Origin of the sequence: Klebsiella oxytoca NBRC 105695 (genome assembly GCF_001598695.1) — a bacterium.
GTDB lineage: Bacteria > Pseudomonadota > Gammaproteobacteria > Enterobacterales > Enterobacteriaceae > Klebsiella > Klebsiella oxytoca.
Genome location: NZ_BCZK01000007.1, coordinates 51,271 through 67,914 on the forward strand (window position 1 = coordinate 51,271; position 16,644 = coordinate 67,914).

Below are 16,644 nucleotides of genomic sequence, written 5' to 3' on the forward strand. Positions count from 1 at the left end.
CGAATACACACCATGACGCAATCTTCATATAACGCTGATGCCATTGAGGTACTCACCGGGCTAGAGCCGGTTCGCCGCCGTCCGGGAATGTACACGGATACCACACGACCAAACCATCTTGGTCAGGAAGTTATTGATAACAGCGTGGATGAGGCTCTGGCCGGTCACGCGAAACGCGTGGAGGTCATTCTCCATGCCGATCAGTCGCTGGAAGTTATCGACGATGGACGCGGAATGCCGGTGGATATCCACCCTGAAGAGGGGGTGCCGGCAGTTGAACTGATTCTTTGCCGCCTGCACGCGGGAGGGAAGTTCTCCAATAAGAACTACCAGTTCTCCGGCGGCCTGCACGGCGTCGGGATTTCAGTGGTCAACGCCTTATCGAAACGCGTTGAAGTGAACGTGCGCCGCGACGGTCAGGTCTATAGCATCGCCTTTGAAAACGGCGACAAAGTGGAAGATCTCCACGTGACCGGCACCTGCGGTAAGCGCAATACCGGGACCAGCGTTCATTTCTGGCCGGATGAAAGCTTTTTTGATAGCCCACGTTTTTCCGTCTCGCGCCTTTCGCATTTGTTAAAAGCCAAGGCCGTTCTTTGCCCGGGCGTAGAGATTGTTTTCCGCGATCTGGTCAACGACAGCGAGCAGCGCTGGTGCTACGCTGATGGCCTGACCGACTATCTTAGCGAAGCGGTTAACGGCCTGCCTCTGCTGCCGGAAAAACCGTTCGTCGGCACCTTCTCTGGCGATACCGAAGCGGTCGACTGGGCGCTGCTGTGGCTGCCGGAAGGCGGCGAGCTGCTGACCGAAAGCTACGTCAACCTGATTCCTACCATGCAGGGCGGAACCCACGTTAACGGCCTGCGCCAGGGCTTACTGGACGCCATGCGCGAGTTTTGCGAATACCGAAACATCCTGCCGCGCGGCGTGAAGCTGTCGGCGGAAGATATCTGGGAGCGCTGCGCCTACGTACTCTCCGTGAAGATGCAGGATCCGCAGTTTGCCGGGCAAACCAAAGAGCGCCTCTCTTCACGCCAGTGCGCCGCGTTTGTTTCCGGAGTCGTCAAAGATGCCTTCAGCCTGTGGCTAAACCAGAACGTCCAGTCGGCAGAGCTGCTGGCGGAAATGGCGATCTCCAGCGCCCAGCGTCGCCTGCGCGCGGCGAAAAAAGTGGTGCGCAAAAAGCTAACCAGCGGTCCGGCGCTGCCCGGCAAGCTGGCGGACTGCACCGCCCAGGATTTGAACCGAACCGAACTGTTCCTTGTGGAAGGGGATTCGGCGGGCGGTTCTGCCAAGCAGGCGCGCGATCGCGAATATCAGGCGATCATGCCGCTGAAAGGTAAAATCCTTAACACCTGGGAAGTCTCTTCCGATGAAGTACTGGCTTCACAGGAAGTGCATGACATTTCTGTCGCCATCGGTATCGACCCGGATAGCGACGACCTGAGCCAGCTGCGCTACGGCAAGATTTGTATTCTGGCGGATGCCGACTCCGACGGTCTGCATATCGCAACCCTGCTGTGCGCGCTGTTCGTCAGACACTTCCGTAATCTGGTTAAACACGGCCATGTTTACGTGGCGCTGCCGCCGCTATACCGTATCGACCTCGGTAAAGAGGTGTATTACGCGCTGACGGAAGAAGAGAAAACCGGCGTGCTGGAACAGCTTAAGCGGAAGAAGGGTAAGCCAAACGTACAGCGCTTTAAAGGGCTGGGCGAGATGAACCCGATGCAGCTGCGTGAGACGACGCTGGATCCGAATACCCGCCGTCTGGTGCAGCTGATTATCAACGATGAGGACGAACAGCAGACGACTGCCATGATGGACATGCTGTTAGCGAAGAAGCGTTCTGAAGATCGGCGTAACTGGCTACAAGAGAAGGGCGATTTGGCTGAGCTGGACGGGTAATAAAAAAATCGGCCAGGGAACTGGCCGATTTATTTTGTGCGCTTAAATACCGGATTCCAGAATACGGATATTCATCTCCAGCACGTCGCCTTTAACGGCTTCACCGTAGGCTTTCATGTGCGGAGTCTGCAGGTGCGCTTCAAGATGGGCGACGCTTTCCCACTGCTCGACCATGACAATGGAGTCCGGCGAGGTGGTCTGAAAACTGACGCCAGCGGCGTGATCCACCAGCGGCGCATAGCCGTGACAGCCCTCTTCCTGGAGAACGGTCGGGGTAATTTTTGCGAACTGATCCAGCACCGCCTGACGATGGTGTTGCCCCGGACGAGTGCGAATTTCAGCAATCACTGTCAACATGGTTAACTCAACTCCTTCTGTGTATTCTCATCATACTTCAAGCCGCCGCCAGAGTAGCCGCGCTTGTCGTCTTTTCATAACTCAGTACAGTTAACCAAAAATTTCCGCCAGATGCTTGCGATATTCTGCCGTATAACGCGGAACATCGGGCATTTTGATCACATCGTTGGCGATGAAGGTCGGCAGGGCGCTCATCCCAAGGAACTGGTTAGCCTTATGGAACGGCAGGTAAACGCCGTCGACGCCGACGCCGTGGAAAAACTGATCTTTCTCGGTGAAGGCTTCCATCGGCGCATTCCAGGTCAGGGACAGCATATATTTTTTGCCCTGAATCAGGCCGCCGGAACCATATTTCTTACTGGCATCGGAGCGGGTGCGGCCATCGCTGGCGTACAGCGCTCCGTGACCTTCGGTAAAGACGTCGTCGATGTACTTTTTCACCGTCCAGGGCGCGCCCATCCACCAGCCCGGCATCTGCCAGATAACCACGTCAGCCCAGAGAAAATTCTGCACCTCTTCTTTTACATCGTATTCGCTCTCGGCGCGGACGACCTTGACATCATGCCCGGCGTCGCGCAGATAACCATCCGCGACCTCGGTCAGGGTGTCGTTCAGCTGGCCGTTAGAGTGGGCGAATTTTTTCGCACCGTTGATAATCAGAATGTTGCTCATTTTTTATCCTCAACCTTTCAATTTTGTGAGTCATGTTACCCCGTCGGGCAGAGCGGTAAAATGAGCAAAATGTGCAAAGTCTTTTGCTTTTTTAGCAATAATAGCGCTACCAGCGAATGCGCGCTTCGAATCCGCCGTCCCGGGCGTTGCCGAAACTGGCTGTCATTCCGTGCAGCGCGGCGATACGTTTGACGATGGATAGCCCAAGACCGCTGCCGGGTTGTTCCTGTCCCGGCGGGCGATAAAAGCGCTCGCCGATACGCGCCAGGGCTTCGGCGCTAATGCCCGGGCCGTTATCGCGCACGCGAAATTCACCAGCTTCAAGCGTGATATCGACCTGGCTTCCGGCGGCGCTATAGCGTACGGCGTTATCTAAAAGATTGCGCACCAGCAGGCTTAACAGCAGCGGCTGGCCGGTGCGTGCGACGTTATCCGCATTCAGATGCAGACGCAGCTCAACGCCGGCCTGCTGAGCGGGGTGGTACATCTCCATCACCGCCGACTGCAGCAGGTCGTCCAGGGCGACGCGCTGGATATCGTCCAGCTGCGCCAGCGAATCCAGGCGCGACAAAGTCAGAAGCTGATCGACCAGGCGGGTTGCGCGATCGATACCCTGGTGAAGCTGCGCCAGCGCTTTATCCAGCCCCTGCGGATCGTCCTTCGAAAGCTGGGCTACTTCAGTTTGCACCTTCAGCGCCGCCAGTGGACTGCGCAGTTCGTGGGCCGCATCGGATGTGAAGCGACGCTCGCGGATCATGGCATCATGCGTGCGGATAAACAGCTGATTTAGCGCGTCGACCAGCGGGCGAACTTCATTGGGCACGTTTTTATTATTCAGCGTTTCGGCGGAATCCGGCGCCCGGGCGCGCAGCGTGTTGGCCAGCTTTTTCAGCGGCGCCAGTTCCCGGCTTAACAGCACGATGAGTAGCAAAAACATAAGCGGCAGCGCAATCAGCCAGGGCGTGAGCTGGCTGGTGACGATATCCAGCGCCATCTCGCGACGGTAATCCCACTCCTGGCCGACAACGATACGATGGCGGCCGTCGCGGGTGGTGAGCCACAGAAAACGCCACTCGTCGTCATCGCCGCGCAGATAGCCGTCGCTGAATCCCTCCCGATTGCGGCCCCACGGGATATCCTGGCCATTCTCGCCATCGTTAAGCACCATCTTGCCATCGGTGGTAAAGATAGCGAAAGCCAGCGCGTCGTCGTCGAGATGACCGTGCTTGACCTTCTTCTTCTCTCGCACCTGCGAAGAGAGAGTGTGAAGCTCGTCAAAATTCATTGCGCTAAGGCGGCGGGCGAATAGCAGCTGCTGGGTATCGAAGAGCTTATCCAGCTTATCGGTCGTTTGTTGCCAGGCCACAAAGCTGGCGATGCCCCATGCGGCGCTGGTCAGCAGCAGGAAAAGGAGCGTCAGGCGAACGCGCAGGCTCAGTTTGCCCAGTCGTTTCATGCGTCCCCCAGGGTGTAGCCGATACCGTGAACGGTGCGAATGAAACCGCTGCCGAGTTTACGGCGTAGATGGTGGACGTGCACCTCTATCGCATTGCTGGAAACGTCGTCATCCCAGCTGTAGAGTTTTTCTTCGATCAGCTTACGCGGCAGCACGCGTCCGGCGTTACGCATCATCAGCTCCAGCAGAGCAAACTCCTTTGGCTTGAGCGCCAGGCTTTCGCCGTTCAGGGTGGCCGTGAGCCGGCCCGGGTCGAGAACCACGCTGCCGTGCCGCAGCTCGCTGCTGCTCTGGCCGTGGGCGCGGCGCATCAGCGCTTCCAGACGGGCGGCGACTTCAATCAGCGCAAAGGGTTTGCATAGATAGTCATCGGCGCCGAGCCGAAGCCCTTCAACCCGCTGGCTGAGCGCGTCGCGGGCGGTAAGGATCAGTACCGGTTCATGGCGGCCTTTGTCGCGCCATTCGCGCAGGATATCCAGCCCATCAATGCCGGGAAGGGTCAGGTCCAGAATAATGGCGTCATAGGGGGCGTTGTACAATGCGGCTTTTCCTTCCTCACCGCGGGTAAACCAGTCGACGCTGAATCCCATTTTTGTCAGCCCTGCCTTGAGGCCGTCACCGATCAGTTTATCGTCTTCCACCAATAAAATACGCATTCTCCTGCTCCTGTATCCCTCGGCTATTCCAGCAGTAAAGCGCGTTGCGGCGCGCCCTGTACAGGAATAAAATTTATTTTTTCCGCTTAAGAAGTTGTTAAGTTTTGCCCGGTGTAATAGTGACGATATAAACACAAAGGGAGAACACATCATGAAGAAAATCGCCGCAATGACCGCCATCATCGCTTTAGTTTCCATGCCGGTACTGGCTGCTGAACAGGGCGGATTTTCCGGCCCTGGCTCCACGCAAACCAGCCAGACAACCTCGCAAAATGGCGGGTTTATTGGCCCGAACGGGAGCGTAACGACGGTTGCGAATGCGAAAAGCCTGCGTGACGATACCTGGGTGACCCTGCGCGGTAAAATCGTGGAGCGTATTTCCGATGATCTGTATAAATTCCAGGACAGCTCCGGCACCGTCAACGTCGATATCGATCACAAGCGCTGGAACGGCGTGACCGTTACACCGCAGGATACGGTAGAGATCCAGGGCGAAGTCGATAAAGACTGGAACTCAGTGGAGATCGATGTAAAGCAGATTCGTAAAATCACCCCCTAATTTGCGAATCGCCTTCAGCCATAACTGAAGGATGCTCACGGAATTCCTCAACCGGCCTAACGCCCTGTGACTCAGGGCGTCAGATAGGGTATTATCGCCGGTAGTTTTGCCGTCCGAACGGCCGGTACGCAGATTGAGGATTCACGATTAATGAGCGATATGGCAGAGCGCCTTGCGCTGCATGAATTTACGGAAAACGCCTACCTTAACTACTCCATGTACGTCATCATGGACAGGGCGCTGCCGTTTATTGGCGATGGCCTGAAGCCGGTCCAGCGTCGCATCGTCTATGCGATGTCTGAACTGGGTCTGAACGCCAGCGCGAAGTTCAAAAAGTCCGCCCGCACCGTCGGTGACGTGCTGGGTAAATACCATCCCCACGGCGACAGCGCGTGCTATGAAGCCATGGTGCTGATGGCTCAGCCCTTCTCCTACCGCTATCCGCTGGTTGACGGTCAGGGAAACTGGGGGGCGCCGGACGATCCTAAATCCTTCGCCGCAATGCGTTATACCGAATCCCGTTTGTCGAAGTATGCTGAACTGCTGCTGAGCGAACTGGGGCAAGGCACCGTTGACTGGGTACCAAACTTCGACGGCACTTTGCAGGAGCCGAAGATGCTGCCTGCGCGCCTGCCCAATATTCTGCTAAACGGTACTACCGGCATTGCCGTTGGGATGGCGACGGACATTCCGCCGCACAACCTGCGTGAAGTGGCCCGGGCGGCCATTACCCTGATTGAAAAGCCGCAAACTTCGCTGGATGACCTGCTGGATATCGTGCAGGGGCCGGATTATCCTACCGAAGCGGAAATCATTACCCCCCGTGCCGAAATCCGCAAAATCTACCAGAATGGCCGCGGTTCGGTGCGGATGCGCGCGGTATGGGCCAAAGAAGACGGCGCGGTGGTGATTAGCGCGCTGCCGCATCAGGTTTCCGGCGCCCGCGTGCTCGAGCAGATCGCCGCCCAGATGCGCAACAAAAAGCTGCCGATGGTGGATGATCTGCGCGACGAGTCGGATCACGAAAACCCGACTCGCCTGGTGATCGTCCCGCGCTCTAACCGCGTCGATATGGAGCAGGTGATGAACCACCTGTTCGCGACGACCGATCTGGAAAAGAGCTATCGTATCAACCTGAATATGATCGGGCTCGATAACCGTCCAGCGGTTAAAAACCTGCTGGAAATCCTCTCGGAATGGCTGACCTTCCGTCGCGATACCGTGCGCCGTCGTCTCAGCTACCGTCTGGAAAAGGTCCTCAAGCGCCTGCATATTCTTGAAGGTTTGCTGGTGGCGTTCCTGAATATCGATGAAGTTATCGAGATCATTCGTCACGAAGATGAGCCGAAACCGGCGCTGATGTCACGCTTCGGCCTCAGCGAGACCCAGGCGGAAGCGATTCTGGAGTTAAAACTGCGCCATCTCGCCAAACTGGAAGAGATGAAGATTCGCGGCGAGCAGAACGAGCTGGAAAAAGAGCGCGACAACCTGCAGGCCATCCTGGCCTCTGAACGCAAGATGAATAACCTGCTGAAGAAAGAACTGCAGGCCGACGCCGACGCCTTTGGCGACGATCGCCGTTCGCCGCTGCGCGAGCGCGAAGAAGCCAAGGCGATGAGCGAGCACGATATGCTGCCGTCTGAGCCGGTGACTATCGTTCTGTCGCAGAGCGGCTGGGTACGCAGCGCCAAAGGTCACGATATTGACGCGCCGGGGCTGAACTATAAAGCGGGCGACAGTTTTAAATCGGCCGTGAAAGGGAAGAGCAATCAGCCGGTGGTCTTTATTGACACTACCGGGCGCAGCTACGCGATTGACCCGATTACCCTGCCGTCCGCGCGCGGTCAGGGCGAGCCGCTCACCGGTAAGCTGACGCTGCCTCCGGGGGCGACGGTTGAACATATGCTGATGGAAGCCGATGATCAAAAACTGCTGCTGGCTTCCGACGCAGGCTACGGATTTATCTGTACTTTCAACGATCTGGTGGCGCGCAACCGCGCCGGTAAGACGCTGATTAGCCTTCCGGATAACGCGCACGTGATGCCGCCGCTGGTAATAGAGGACGAATCTGACATGCTGCTGGCCATTACCGCTGCCGGCCGCATGCTGATGTTCCCGGTCAGTGACTTGCCGCAGCTGTCGAAAGGTAAGGGCAACAAGATTATTAATATTCCGTCGGCGGAAGCGGCTGCGGGCCAGGATGGCCTGGCGCATCTGTTTGTCCTGCCGCCGCAAAGTACGCTGACGATTCATGTCGGTAAGCGGAAAATTAAACTCCGTCCGGAAGAGCTGCAAAAAGTGACCGGCGAGCGCGGCCGCCGCGGCTCTCTGATGCGCGGATTGCAGAAAATCGATCGGATAGAGATTGATTCTCCGCGTCGCGCCTCTGCGGGCGGTAGCGAAGAGTAAGATGCACCTCCCTCGCGGTGAGGCGGGGGAGGTGAATATTTACCGCAAAAACGTTGTTTATTCAGGCATTGCGATTAACAATGTGCTCCCAGGGAACCTGTGCCCGGCCTGAATTGCGCTATGGCGTCAATCATTTGCTAAACAGCGAGTATAATTCTAAGCGGTTTGGGTTTTAGAGGTAGCTATGCTATTTATTTTTCGACTAATTATCGTTGTCATTTACTGTATTCTGGTGTGCATCTTCGGCTGTATCTATTGTCTGTTCAGTCCGCGTAATCCTAAGCACGTCGCCACCTTCGGTCACCTTTTTGGCAAGCTGTCGCCGGTCTTCGGTCTGAAGGTTGAACTCCGCAAGCCTGCCGATGCCGAAAGCTACGGCAACGCTATCTATATCGCTAACCACCAGAATAACTATGATATGGTGACGGCATCGAATATCGTACAGCCGCCGACCGTTACGGTAGGTAAAAAAAGCCTGGCGTGGATCCCTTTTTTCGGCCAGCTCTATTGGTTGACGGGGAATCTACTGATTGACCGCAATAACCGGACAAAAGCGCACGGCACCATTGCAGAAGTCGTGAACGCATTTAAAAAGCGCAAAATATCTTTTTGGATGTTTCCGGAAGGGACTCGCAGCCGCGGTCGCGGTTTGCTGCCTTTTAAAACCGGTGCCTTTCATGCGGCTATCGCGGCGGGCGTACCCATTATTCCGGTATGCGTGTCTAATACTTCGAATAAAATTAAGCTCAATCGCCTGAATAACGGTCTGGTGATTGTCGAAATGCTGCCGCCGGTCGACACCAGCCAGTACGGGAAAGAGGGCGTTCGCGCGCTGGCGACGCACTGTCGCGAGCTGATGTCCGCGAAAATTGCCGAGCTGGATAAAGAAGTTGCCGAACGCGAAGCGGCCGGCAAGAAATAACACAGGAAACGCCGCAAACGGCGCGCGTATTGCTGGCGGGAAACGAATTCCCTTATTCATTAGTCAGTGTCTCATGGAGTTAATATGTCACTCAGTCGGCGTCAGTTCATTAAGGCTACAGGCGTAGCGCTGTGCGCAGGCGCCGCGCCGCTGAAGGCACAGGCTGCTGGTCAGCAGCCCGCGCTGCCGATTCCTCCTTTGCTTGAGTCCCGCCGCGGGCAGCCGCTATTTTTGACGCTACAGCGTGCGCACTGGTCGTTTACGCCGGGCACCCGCGCATCGGTGTGGGGGATTAACGGCCGCTACATGGGGCCAACCATCCGCGTCTGGAACGGCGACGATGTGAAGCTGATCTACAGCAACCGCCTGACGGAAAACGTCGCGATGACGATACGCGGTCTGCAGGTTCCCGGTCCGCTGATTGGCGGCGCGGCGCGTATGATGTCCGCCAACGCCGACTGGGCTCCGGTGCTGCCGATCCGCCAAAGCGCGGCGACGCTGTGGTATCAGGCCAACACGCCAAACCATATGGCGAAACAGGTTTATAACGGTCTTGCCGGGATGTGGCTGGTAGAAGATGAGGTTAGCAAGAATTTGCCGATCCCTAACCACTACGGTGTGGATGATTTCCCGGTGATTATTCAGGACAAGCGCCTGGATAACTTCGGTACGCCTGAATATAGCGAACCCGGCAGCGGCGGCTTCGTTGGCGATACGCTGCTGGTGAACGGCGTGCAGGGGCCTTTTGTTGAAGTGTCGCGCGGCTGGGTGCGCCTGCGTCTGCTGAATGCGTCTAACTCCCGGCGCTACCAGCTGCAGATGAGCGATGGTCGGTTGCTGCACGTCATCTCCGGTGACCAGGGGCTGCTTCCAGCGCCGGTTTCGCTAAAGCAGCTGTCGTTGGCTCCGGGCGAACGGCGCGAAATCCTGGTCGACATGACCAACGGCGATGAGGTGTCGATAACCTGCGGGGAAGCGGCGAGTATCGTCGATCGTATTCGCGGTTTCTTCGAACCGTCGAGCATCCTGATTTCAACGCTGATTCTGACTTTGCGCCCGACGGGCCTGCTGCCGCTGGTGACCGATAGCCTGCCTGTGCGCTTGCTGCCTACGGAAATGCTGGCCGGCGCGCCGATCCGCAGCCGCGATATTACGCTTGGCGACGATCCGGGAATCAACGGCCAGCTGTGGGATCCGCAGCGTATTGATATTACGGCGCAGCAGGGAACCTGGGAGCGCTGGACGGTGCGCGCCGACCGTCCGCAGTCGTTCCATATTGAAGGCGTCATGTTCCAGGTGCGTAATGTGAACGGTTCTGCGCCGTTCCCGGAAGACCGCGGCTGGAAGGATACCGTCTGGATCGACGGGCAGGTTGAGCTGTTGGTCTATTACAACCAACCCTCCTGGCCGCACTTTCCGTTCCAGTACTTAAGCCAGACGCTGGAGCTTGCCGACCGCGGCTCCATTGGCCAGATTCTGGTGAATCCGGCGCCGTAATTTATTTTGTCCCGGCCTGCTGCCGGCCGGGATTGGAAAAACCTCCTTCATTTCTCCCATCGTTCCGGCTTATAATCGCCGCCCTTTTTGATTATTTTTTTATCATTTTCCCCGGAAGCAATATGAGCGCAATATCCCTGATCCAACCGGATCGTGACCTTTTCTCCTGGCCGCAGTACTGGGCCGCCTGTTTTGGCCCCGCGCCTTTTCTGCCAATGTCGCGAGAAGAGATGGATCAACTTGGCTGGGATAGCTGCGACATCATCCTCGTGACCGGCGATGCTTATGTCGATCACCCGAGCTTCGGGATGGCGATTTGCGGACGCATGCTGGAATCCCAGGGATTCCGCGTGGGAATTATTTCCCAGCCGGACTGGAACAACAAAGATGACTTCATGCGTCTGGGTAAACCGAACCTGTTCTTCGGCGTGACTGCCGGTAACATGGACTCGATGATCAACCGCTACACTGCCGACCGTAAGCTGCGCCATGACGATGCCTACACGGCGGGTAACGTGGCCGGTAAACGCCCGGATCGCGCTACGCTGGTCTACACTCAGCGCTGCAAAGAGGCATGGAAAGATGTCCCGGTGATCCTCGGGGGCATCGAAGCCAGTCTGCGCCGTACCGCGCACTATGACTACTGGTCCGATACCGTGCGCCGTTCGGTGCTGGTGGACTCTAAGGCCGATATGCTGATGTTCGGCAACGGCGAGCGTCCGCTGGTGGAAGTGGCGCACCGTCTGGCCGCCGGCGAGCCTATCGGGCAAATTCGCGATGTACGCAACACCGCCATCATGGTGAAGGAAGCGCTGCCTGGCTGGAGCGGGGTGGACTCCACGCGTCTGGACACGCCGGGGAAAATCGACCCGATCCCGCATCCGTACGGTGAAGATCTACCGTGCGCGGATAACAAAACCGTCGCGCCGCCAAAGCAGGAAGCGAAGCGCGTTACCGTCCAGCCGCCGCGTCCTAAGCCGTGGGAGAAGACCTACGTCCTGCTGCCTTCCTTTGAGAAAGTAAAAGGCGATAAAGTTCTCTACGCGCATGCCTCGCGCATTCTGCACCATGAAACTAACCCCGGCTGCGCCCGGGCGCTGATGCAGAAGCACGGCGAGCGCTATATCTGGATTAACCCGCCCGCCATTCCGCTCTCAACCGAAGAGATGGATAGCGTGTTTGCGCTGCCCTATAAGCGCGTTCCGCATCCTTCTTACGGCGATGCCCGCATTCCGGCCTATGAGATGATTCGCTTCTCCATTAACATCATGCGCGGCTGTTTTGGCGGCTGTTCGTTCTGCTCGATTACCGAGCATGAAGGTCGGATCATTCAGAGCCGTTCCGAAGATTCGATCATCAATGAAATCGAAGCGATTCGCGATACGGTGCCCGGCTTTACCGGTATTATTTCCGATCTTGGCGGCCCGACGGCCAATATGTATATGCTGCGCTGCAAGTCGCCGCGCGCCGAGCAGACCTGCCGCCGCCTGTCATGCGTTTATCCAGATATCTGCCCGCATATGGACACCAACCATGAGCCGACGATTAACCTTTACCGTCGCGCCCGCGATCTTAAAGGCATCAAAAAGATCCTCATCGCATCCGGCGTTCGTTACGACATTGCGGTTGAAGATCCGCGCTACATCAAAGAGCTGGCCACCCACCACGTCGGCGGTTATCTGAAGATTGCTCCTGAACATACCGAAGAGGGGCCACTGTCGAAGATGATGAAGCCGGGTATGGGCAGCTACGATCGCTTTAAGCAGTTGTTCGATACTTATTCGAAGCATGCGGGTAAAGAGCAGTATCTGATTCCATACTTTATTTCCGCCCACCCGGGGACGCGAGATGAAGATATGGTGAATCTCGCGCTGTGGCTGAAGCAGCATCGTTTCCGCCTGGATCAGGTGCAGAACTTCTATCCGTCGCCGCTGGCGAACTCGACCACCATGTATTACACCGGCAAGAACCCGCTGGGTAAGATTGGCTATAAGAGTGAGGATGTGGTGGTGCCGAAGGGCGACAAACAGCGCCGCCTGCACAAGGCGCTGCTGCGCTATCACGATCCGGCCAACTGGCCGCTGATCCGTCAGGCGCTGGAAACGATGGGTAAAAAGCACCTGATCGGCAGCCGTCGCGATTGCCTGGTACCGGCGCCGACGCTGGAAGAAATGCGCGAAGCGCGTCGCCAGAACCGCCATACCCGACCGGCGTTGACGAAGCATACGCCGATTGTGCACCAGCGTTCGAACGGCGGGGCGACGGCGAAGAAGCCCGTGAAACGCGGCAAGGTTGCCGGTCGTTAAGCCTGCAGTATTGCCCGGTGGTGCCTCGCTGACCGGGCCTGATCATCCCGGGCCCGGTCAGCCGCTTGCCAAACGGCAAAGCAAATTCTATGGCTATGCTTCTCTGATTCTGGCCGCCAGCGCTGCCAGCTTTTCATCATCCGCCCGCTCGTGATCGTGGGAGGAGAGATAGCCTTCATATTGCGCAAAAAACTTAGTCTGACGCGACTCGATCGGCCGCCATTGGGACATATCCCCGGTGCCGTGCATCGGACTGAGTTTGCTGTGGACATGGTCAACGCCATAGCCTTCAAAAAACATCCCCGTACGTCCCACGTCATCGAAGGATTTATCCAGAAGCTTTGCCACCTTCTGCGTCGCCAGCACCAGGTCGGCTAGCGCCTGCGGCGGCATATCAAACGCATAGCTGGGATAGTGCTTCTTCGGGATCACGACCGTAAAACCGTCGGTATTTGGATAAATGGAGAGAAAGGCGAGGTGATGCTCATCTTCCCACACCTTGTGGCAGGGGGCTTTCCCCTCAACAATTTGACAGAAAATACAGCTCATCAGCACGCATCCATTTGATTGCAATAAGCCATAAATGTACGTGGTTTTAGCCGGACTGCAAAGCGATGCTCCGCCGGGATCCGACGGAGCAGGAAGGATTAGCCGCCGAACTGATCCGGGTCAGGCCCGAGGCGTTTGTTTTTGTCCAGCTTAGTGATTTCACTCAATTCATCTTTATCGAGACGGAAGTCCCAGACGTTAAAATTCTCGGCGATGCGCGACGGCGTCACGGATTTCGGGATCACCACCAGGCCGCTATCGAGGTGCCAGCGGATAACGATTTGCGCCGGCGTTTTGCCGTATTTGTCCGCCAGTTGGTGAATAATTTTCTGATCGAAAACTCCTTCACCGCCCTGTGCCAGCGGGCTCCAGGACTCGGTCTGAATTTTATGCGTCGCATTCCAGGCATGAAGCTGACGCTGCTGCAGCAGAGGATGCAGTTCAATCTGGTTTATCACCGGGGCGACGCCGGTTTCATCAATGATTTTTTGCAGATGGTGGACCTGGAAATTACAGACGCCGATGCTTTTTGCCAGCCCTTGCTGCTGTAGCTCAATTAGGCTTTTCCAGGCATCAACATAATGGTTCGTAGCCGGCACCGGCCAGTGAATGAGGTATAAGTCGACGTAGTCGAGTTTGAGTTTTTTAAGGCTTTCCTGCAGCGCTTCACGGGGCTGCTTTTGATCGTCATTCCACAGCTTCGTGGTGACGAACAGCTCATCGCGGGCGACGCCTGCGCTGCTCAGTGCATTGCCGACGCCGGTTTCATTCTGGTATACGGCGGCGGTGTCAAATGAGCGATAACCGACTTCCAGCGCCTTATGAATGGCGGAGACGACTTCCTCGTTGCCTGCTTTCCACACGCCGAGCCCCAGCTGCGGCATCAGGTTGCCGTCGTGTAGTTTTATAACGGTTGGATGTGTCATGCCTTCCTCCTGTTAATGAACTCAGCGGGACAGAATCCGCTGAGGGGTAGCATTAAGTCTGGACGAAATAGCTAAAAACGGTAGTTAAACTCCTCTCCTTTGCGCGAGTTTACGCGTCGGAGAGGGCGTTGATTAGCGTGCAGCCTCGTAAATACGGCGGCTGACGTCCAGAGTAATATCCTGATTTTCACCCAGTTGGGTCATACCGTGCTCCTCCAGTTTCGCCAGCAGCGCCGGGATGGAGCTACCATCCAGACCGTAGGCGGAAAGGCGAGTCGGGACGCCCATGCGTTCGAAGAAATCACGCGTTGCGGCGATGGCGGCATCAATACGCTCTTCTTCAGAACCTTCGGTGATGTTCCAGACGCGAGCGGCGTACTGCAGCAGTTTAGCGCGTTTAGCCTCGCGTTTTTCATTCCACAGCGCCGGCAGAACGATGGCCAGCGTCTGCGCGTGATCGAGCCCGTGCATGGCGGTCAGTTCGTGGCCCAGCATGTGCGTCGCCCAGTCCTGCGGTACGCCTGCGCCGATCAGGCCGTTCAGCGCCTGGGTGGCGGCCCACATAATATTGGCGCGAACGTCGTAGTTTTCCGGCTCTTTCAGCGCCTTCGGACCGTCTTCCACCAGGGTCAGGAGAATGCCTTCGGCGAAACGGTCCTGGATTTTACCGTCGACCGGATAGGTGACGTACTGCTCAACGGTATGGACGAATGCGTCAACGACGCCGTTAGCCACCTGGCGCGGCGGCAGGGTGTAGGTGTAAACCGGATCCAGAATAGCGAACACCGGCTGGACGTGGGTGGACATAAACGCGCGTTTGTCGCCGGTGGTTTTACGCGAGATCACCGCGCCTTTATTAGATTCGGAACCGGTCGCAGGCAGCGTCAGCACGGAGCCCATCGGGATAGCGCTGGCCACTTTGCTGCCGTAAGTTTCGAGAATTTCCCACGGATCGATACTGGCATCGTAGTGGGCCGCCGCGGCGATGAATTTAGTGCCGTCGAGAACGGAGCCGCCGCCCACCGCCAACAGGAAAGTGATCTTTTCATCACGCGCGATTTTCACCGCGTTCATCAGCGTTTCGTAGGACGGGTTTGGCTCGATGCCGCCAAATTCCCGAACGTCAATGCCGTTCAGCGCGCTGAGAACCTGATCAAGCACGCCGGTTTTCTTCACGCTACCGCCGCCGTAGGTGACAAGCACACGTGCATCCGCCGGGATTTGATCGCGCAGATTTTCAATCGCGCCTTTGCCGAACTGAATGCGGGTTGGGGTATGTAGGTCGAAATTGTTCATGGCTGGTGCCCTCAAATAGATAAAACCGCCAGCAGAGACAATACCTCTGCCAGATGACGGACATTGTGTTCCCGCGGACCGTTCCCCTCAATGCACATTCCTGCCGTTGTCTTGCCCATTTCTCTTTGTAGCTGGAGAAATTCGCCGGAAGTGCGCACAATGCGAAGGTATAAAAACGTTCGGAGAAGCACGATAAATGAACCGCGCTGAGATATGCCAGCTATTAACGTATAAGGTTAATCAGCTGAAAGATAAAGAAGAAATGCTTAATGGTCTGCTGCCGGATATCCGCCTGCTGTACGGCACTCAGCCGGGGACGCGTACGCCGGTCATGTACCAGCCGGGGATCGTTTTTCTCTTTTCCGGGCATAAAATTGGCTATATCAATGAGCGTACCTTCCGCTATGACACCAATGAGTATCTGCTGCTGACGGTTCCGCTGCCGTTTGAGTGCGAAACTTTTGCCACCCCGGAAGTACCGCTGGCGGGAATAAGGCTGAATGTCGATATTCTTCAACTGCAAGAACTGCTGATGGATATCGGGGAGGATGAGCAGTTTCAGCCGTCCATGGCGTCAAGCGGAATCAACTCTGCGGTGCTGTCCGAAGAGATTCTGTGCGCGGCGGAGCGGCTGCTGGATGTGATGGAACGCCCGCTTGACGCGCGCATTCTTGGCAAACAGATCATCCGCGAAATTCTCTATCACGTGCTGACCGGGCCGTGCGGGGGAGCGCTGCTGGCGCTGGTCAGCCGTCAAACCCACTTCAGCCTGATCAGCCGCGTGCTGAAGCGCATCGAAAGCCAGTACACTGAGAACCTCAGCGTCGATCAGCTGGCGGCTGAGGCCAATATGAGCGTCTCGGCGTTCCACCATAACTTTAAATCGGTTACCAGCACCTCCCCGCTACAGTATCTGAAGACTTATCGCCTGCATAAAGCGCGCATGCTGATGATCCACGACGGCATGAAAGCCAGCGCGGCGGCGATGCGGGTAGGGTATGAGAGCGCATCGCAGTTCAGCCGCGAGTTTAAGCGTTATTTCGGCATGACGCCGGGAGAAGATGCGGCACGCATCAGGACAATACAGGGGATGTAATAACGATCTCAGGGCGGCAAATCCTCGCCGCCCTG

14 protein-coding genes are annotated in these 16,644 nt (G+C 56.8%); 7 read left to right on the forward strand and 7 right to left on the reverse strand.

Annotated features, from left to right (window positions below; genetic code table 11):
• Positions 1-12: 12 nt before the first annotated feature.
• Entirely contained in the window at positions 13-1,908 is a 1,896-nt protein-coding gene (gene parE / locus KO1_RS13655) for a DNA topoisomerase IV subunit B (protein WP_004105850.1), read from the forward strand.
• Between the two features lie 42 nt (positions 1,909-1,950).
• Here the strand turns inward: parE and KO1_RS13660 are convergent, their stop codons facing one another.
• The 4 genes from KO1_RS13660 to qseB all read right to left on the reverse strand — a co-directional run bounded on the left by KO1_RS13660 (position 1,951) and on the right by qseB (position 5,049).
• Entirely contained in the window at positions 1,951-2,265 is a 315-nt protein-coding gene (locus tag KO1_RS13660; RefSeq protein WP_004105848.1) for a putative quinol monooxygenase, read from the reverse strand.
• Between the two features lie 90 nt (positions 2,266-2,355).
• The gene (locus tag KO1_RS13665) at positions 2,356-2,937 is read right to left on the reverse strand and encodes an NAD(P)H-dependent oxidoreductase (protein WP_004105846.1); all 582 of its coding nucleotides are present in this window, start codon (positions 2,935-2,937) and stop codon (positions 2,356-2,358) included.
• A gap of 106 nt (positions 2,938-3,043) precedes the next feature.
• Positions 3,044-4,393 carry a quorum sensing histidine kinase QseC gene (gene qseC, locus KO1_RS13670; RefSeq protein WP_017145413.1) on the reverse strand — a complete coding sequence of 450 codons (1,350 nt, stop codon included), beginning with the start codon at positions 4,391-4,393 and terminating at the stop codon, positions 3,044-3,046.
• A complete protein-coding gene (gene qseB / locus KO1_RS13675) occupies positions 4,390-5,049 on the reverse strand; it encodes a quorum sensing response regulator transcription factor QseB (protein WP_004105839.1) in 660 nt (219 codons plus the stop codon). Before qseB ends, qseC begins: the two co-directional genes overlap by 4 nt.
• A 151-nt stretch (positions 5,050-5,200) precedes the next feature.
• On the opposite strand from qseB, the gene KO1_RS13680 reads away from it, so the two are divergent.
• The 5 genes from KO1_RS13680 to KO1_RS13700 all read left to right on the forward strand — a co-directional run bounded on the left by KO1_RS13680 (position 5,201) and on the right by KO1_RS13700 (position 12,742).
• A complete protein-coding gene (locus KO1_RS13680; RefSeq protein WP_004105835.1) occupies positions 5,201-5,608 on the forward strand; it encodes a YgiW/YdeI family stress tolerance OB fold protein in 408 nt (135 codons plus the stop codon).
• A gap of 150 nt (positions 5,609-5,758) precedes the next feature.
• Positions 5,759-8,017 carry a DNA topoisomerase IV subunit A gene (gene parC, locus KO1_RS13685; protein ID WP_004105833.1) on the forward strand — a complete coding sequence of 753 codons (2,259 nt, stop codon included), beginning with the start codon at positions 5,759-5,761 and terminating at the stop codon, positions 8,015-8,017.
• 184 nt (positions 8,018-8,201) lie between these two features.
• Positions 8,202-8,939 (forward strand): 1-acylglycerol-3-phosphate O-acyltransferase, encoded by a 738-nt coding sequence (gene plsC, locus KO1_RS13690; protein WP_004115619.1) that lies wholly within the window; start codon positions 8,202-8,204, stop codon positions 8,937-8,939.
• Positions 8,940-9,023: 84 nt separating this feature from the next.
• Positions 9,024-10,436 carry a cell division protein FtsP gene (ftsP, locus tag KO1_RS13695; protein WP_004105829.1) on the forward strand — a complete coding sequence of 471 codons (1,413 nt, stop codon included), beginning with the start codon at positions 9,024-9,026 and terminating at the stop codon, positions 10,434-10,436.
• Between the two features lie 122 nt (positions 10,437-10,558).
• The gene (locus KO1_RS13700) at positions 10,559-12,742 is read left to right on the forward strand and encodes a YgiQ family radical SAM protein (protein WP_024274731.1); all 2,184 of its coding nucleotides are present in this window, start codon (positions 10,559-10,561) and stop codon (positions 12,740-12,742) included.
• Positions 12,743-12,835: 93 nt separating this feature from the next.
• On the opposite strand, the gene KO1_RS13705 is transcribed toward KO1_RS13700, so the two are convergent.
• The 3 genes from KO1_RS13705 to yqhD form a co-directional block, all read right to left on the reverse strand.
• Positions 12,836-13,291: an HIT family protein gene (locus KO1_RS13705; RefSeq protein WP_004105825.1), complete on the reverse strand. Its 456-nt coding sequence runs from the start codon at positions 13,289-13,291 to the stop codon at positions 12,836-12,838.
• A gap of 98 nt (positions 13,292-13,389) precedes the next feature.
• Positions 13,390-14,217, reverse strand: coding sequence for a 2,5-didehydrogluconate reductase DkgA (gene dkgA / locus KO1_RS13710; protein WP_004105823.1), 828 nt, complete (start codon positions 14,215-14,217; stop codon positions 13,390-13,392).
• A gap of 132 nt (positions 14,218-14,349) precedes the next feature.
• On the reverse strand, positions 14,350-15,513 hold the full coding sequence (gene yqhD, locus KO1_RS13715; RefSeq protein ID WP_004105822.1) for an alcohol dehydrogenase: 1,164 nt from the start codon (positions 15,511-15,513) through the stop codon (positions 14,350-14,352).
• 196 nt (positions 15,514-15,709) lie between these two features.
• Here yqhD and KO1_RS13720 point away from each other — a divergent pair, with 196 nt between their 5' ends.
• Positions 15,710-16,609, forward strand: coding sequence for an AraC family transcriptional regulator (locus KO1_RS13720; protein ID WP_004105819.1), 900 nt, complete (start codon positions 15,710-15,712; stop codon positions 16,607-16,609).
• Positions 16,610-16,644 lie beyond the last annotated feature (35 nt).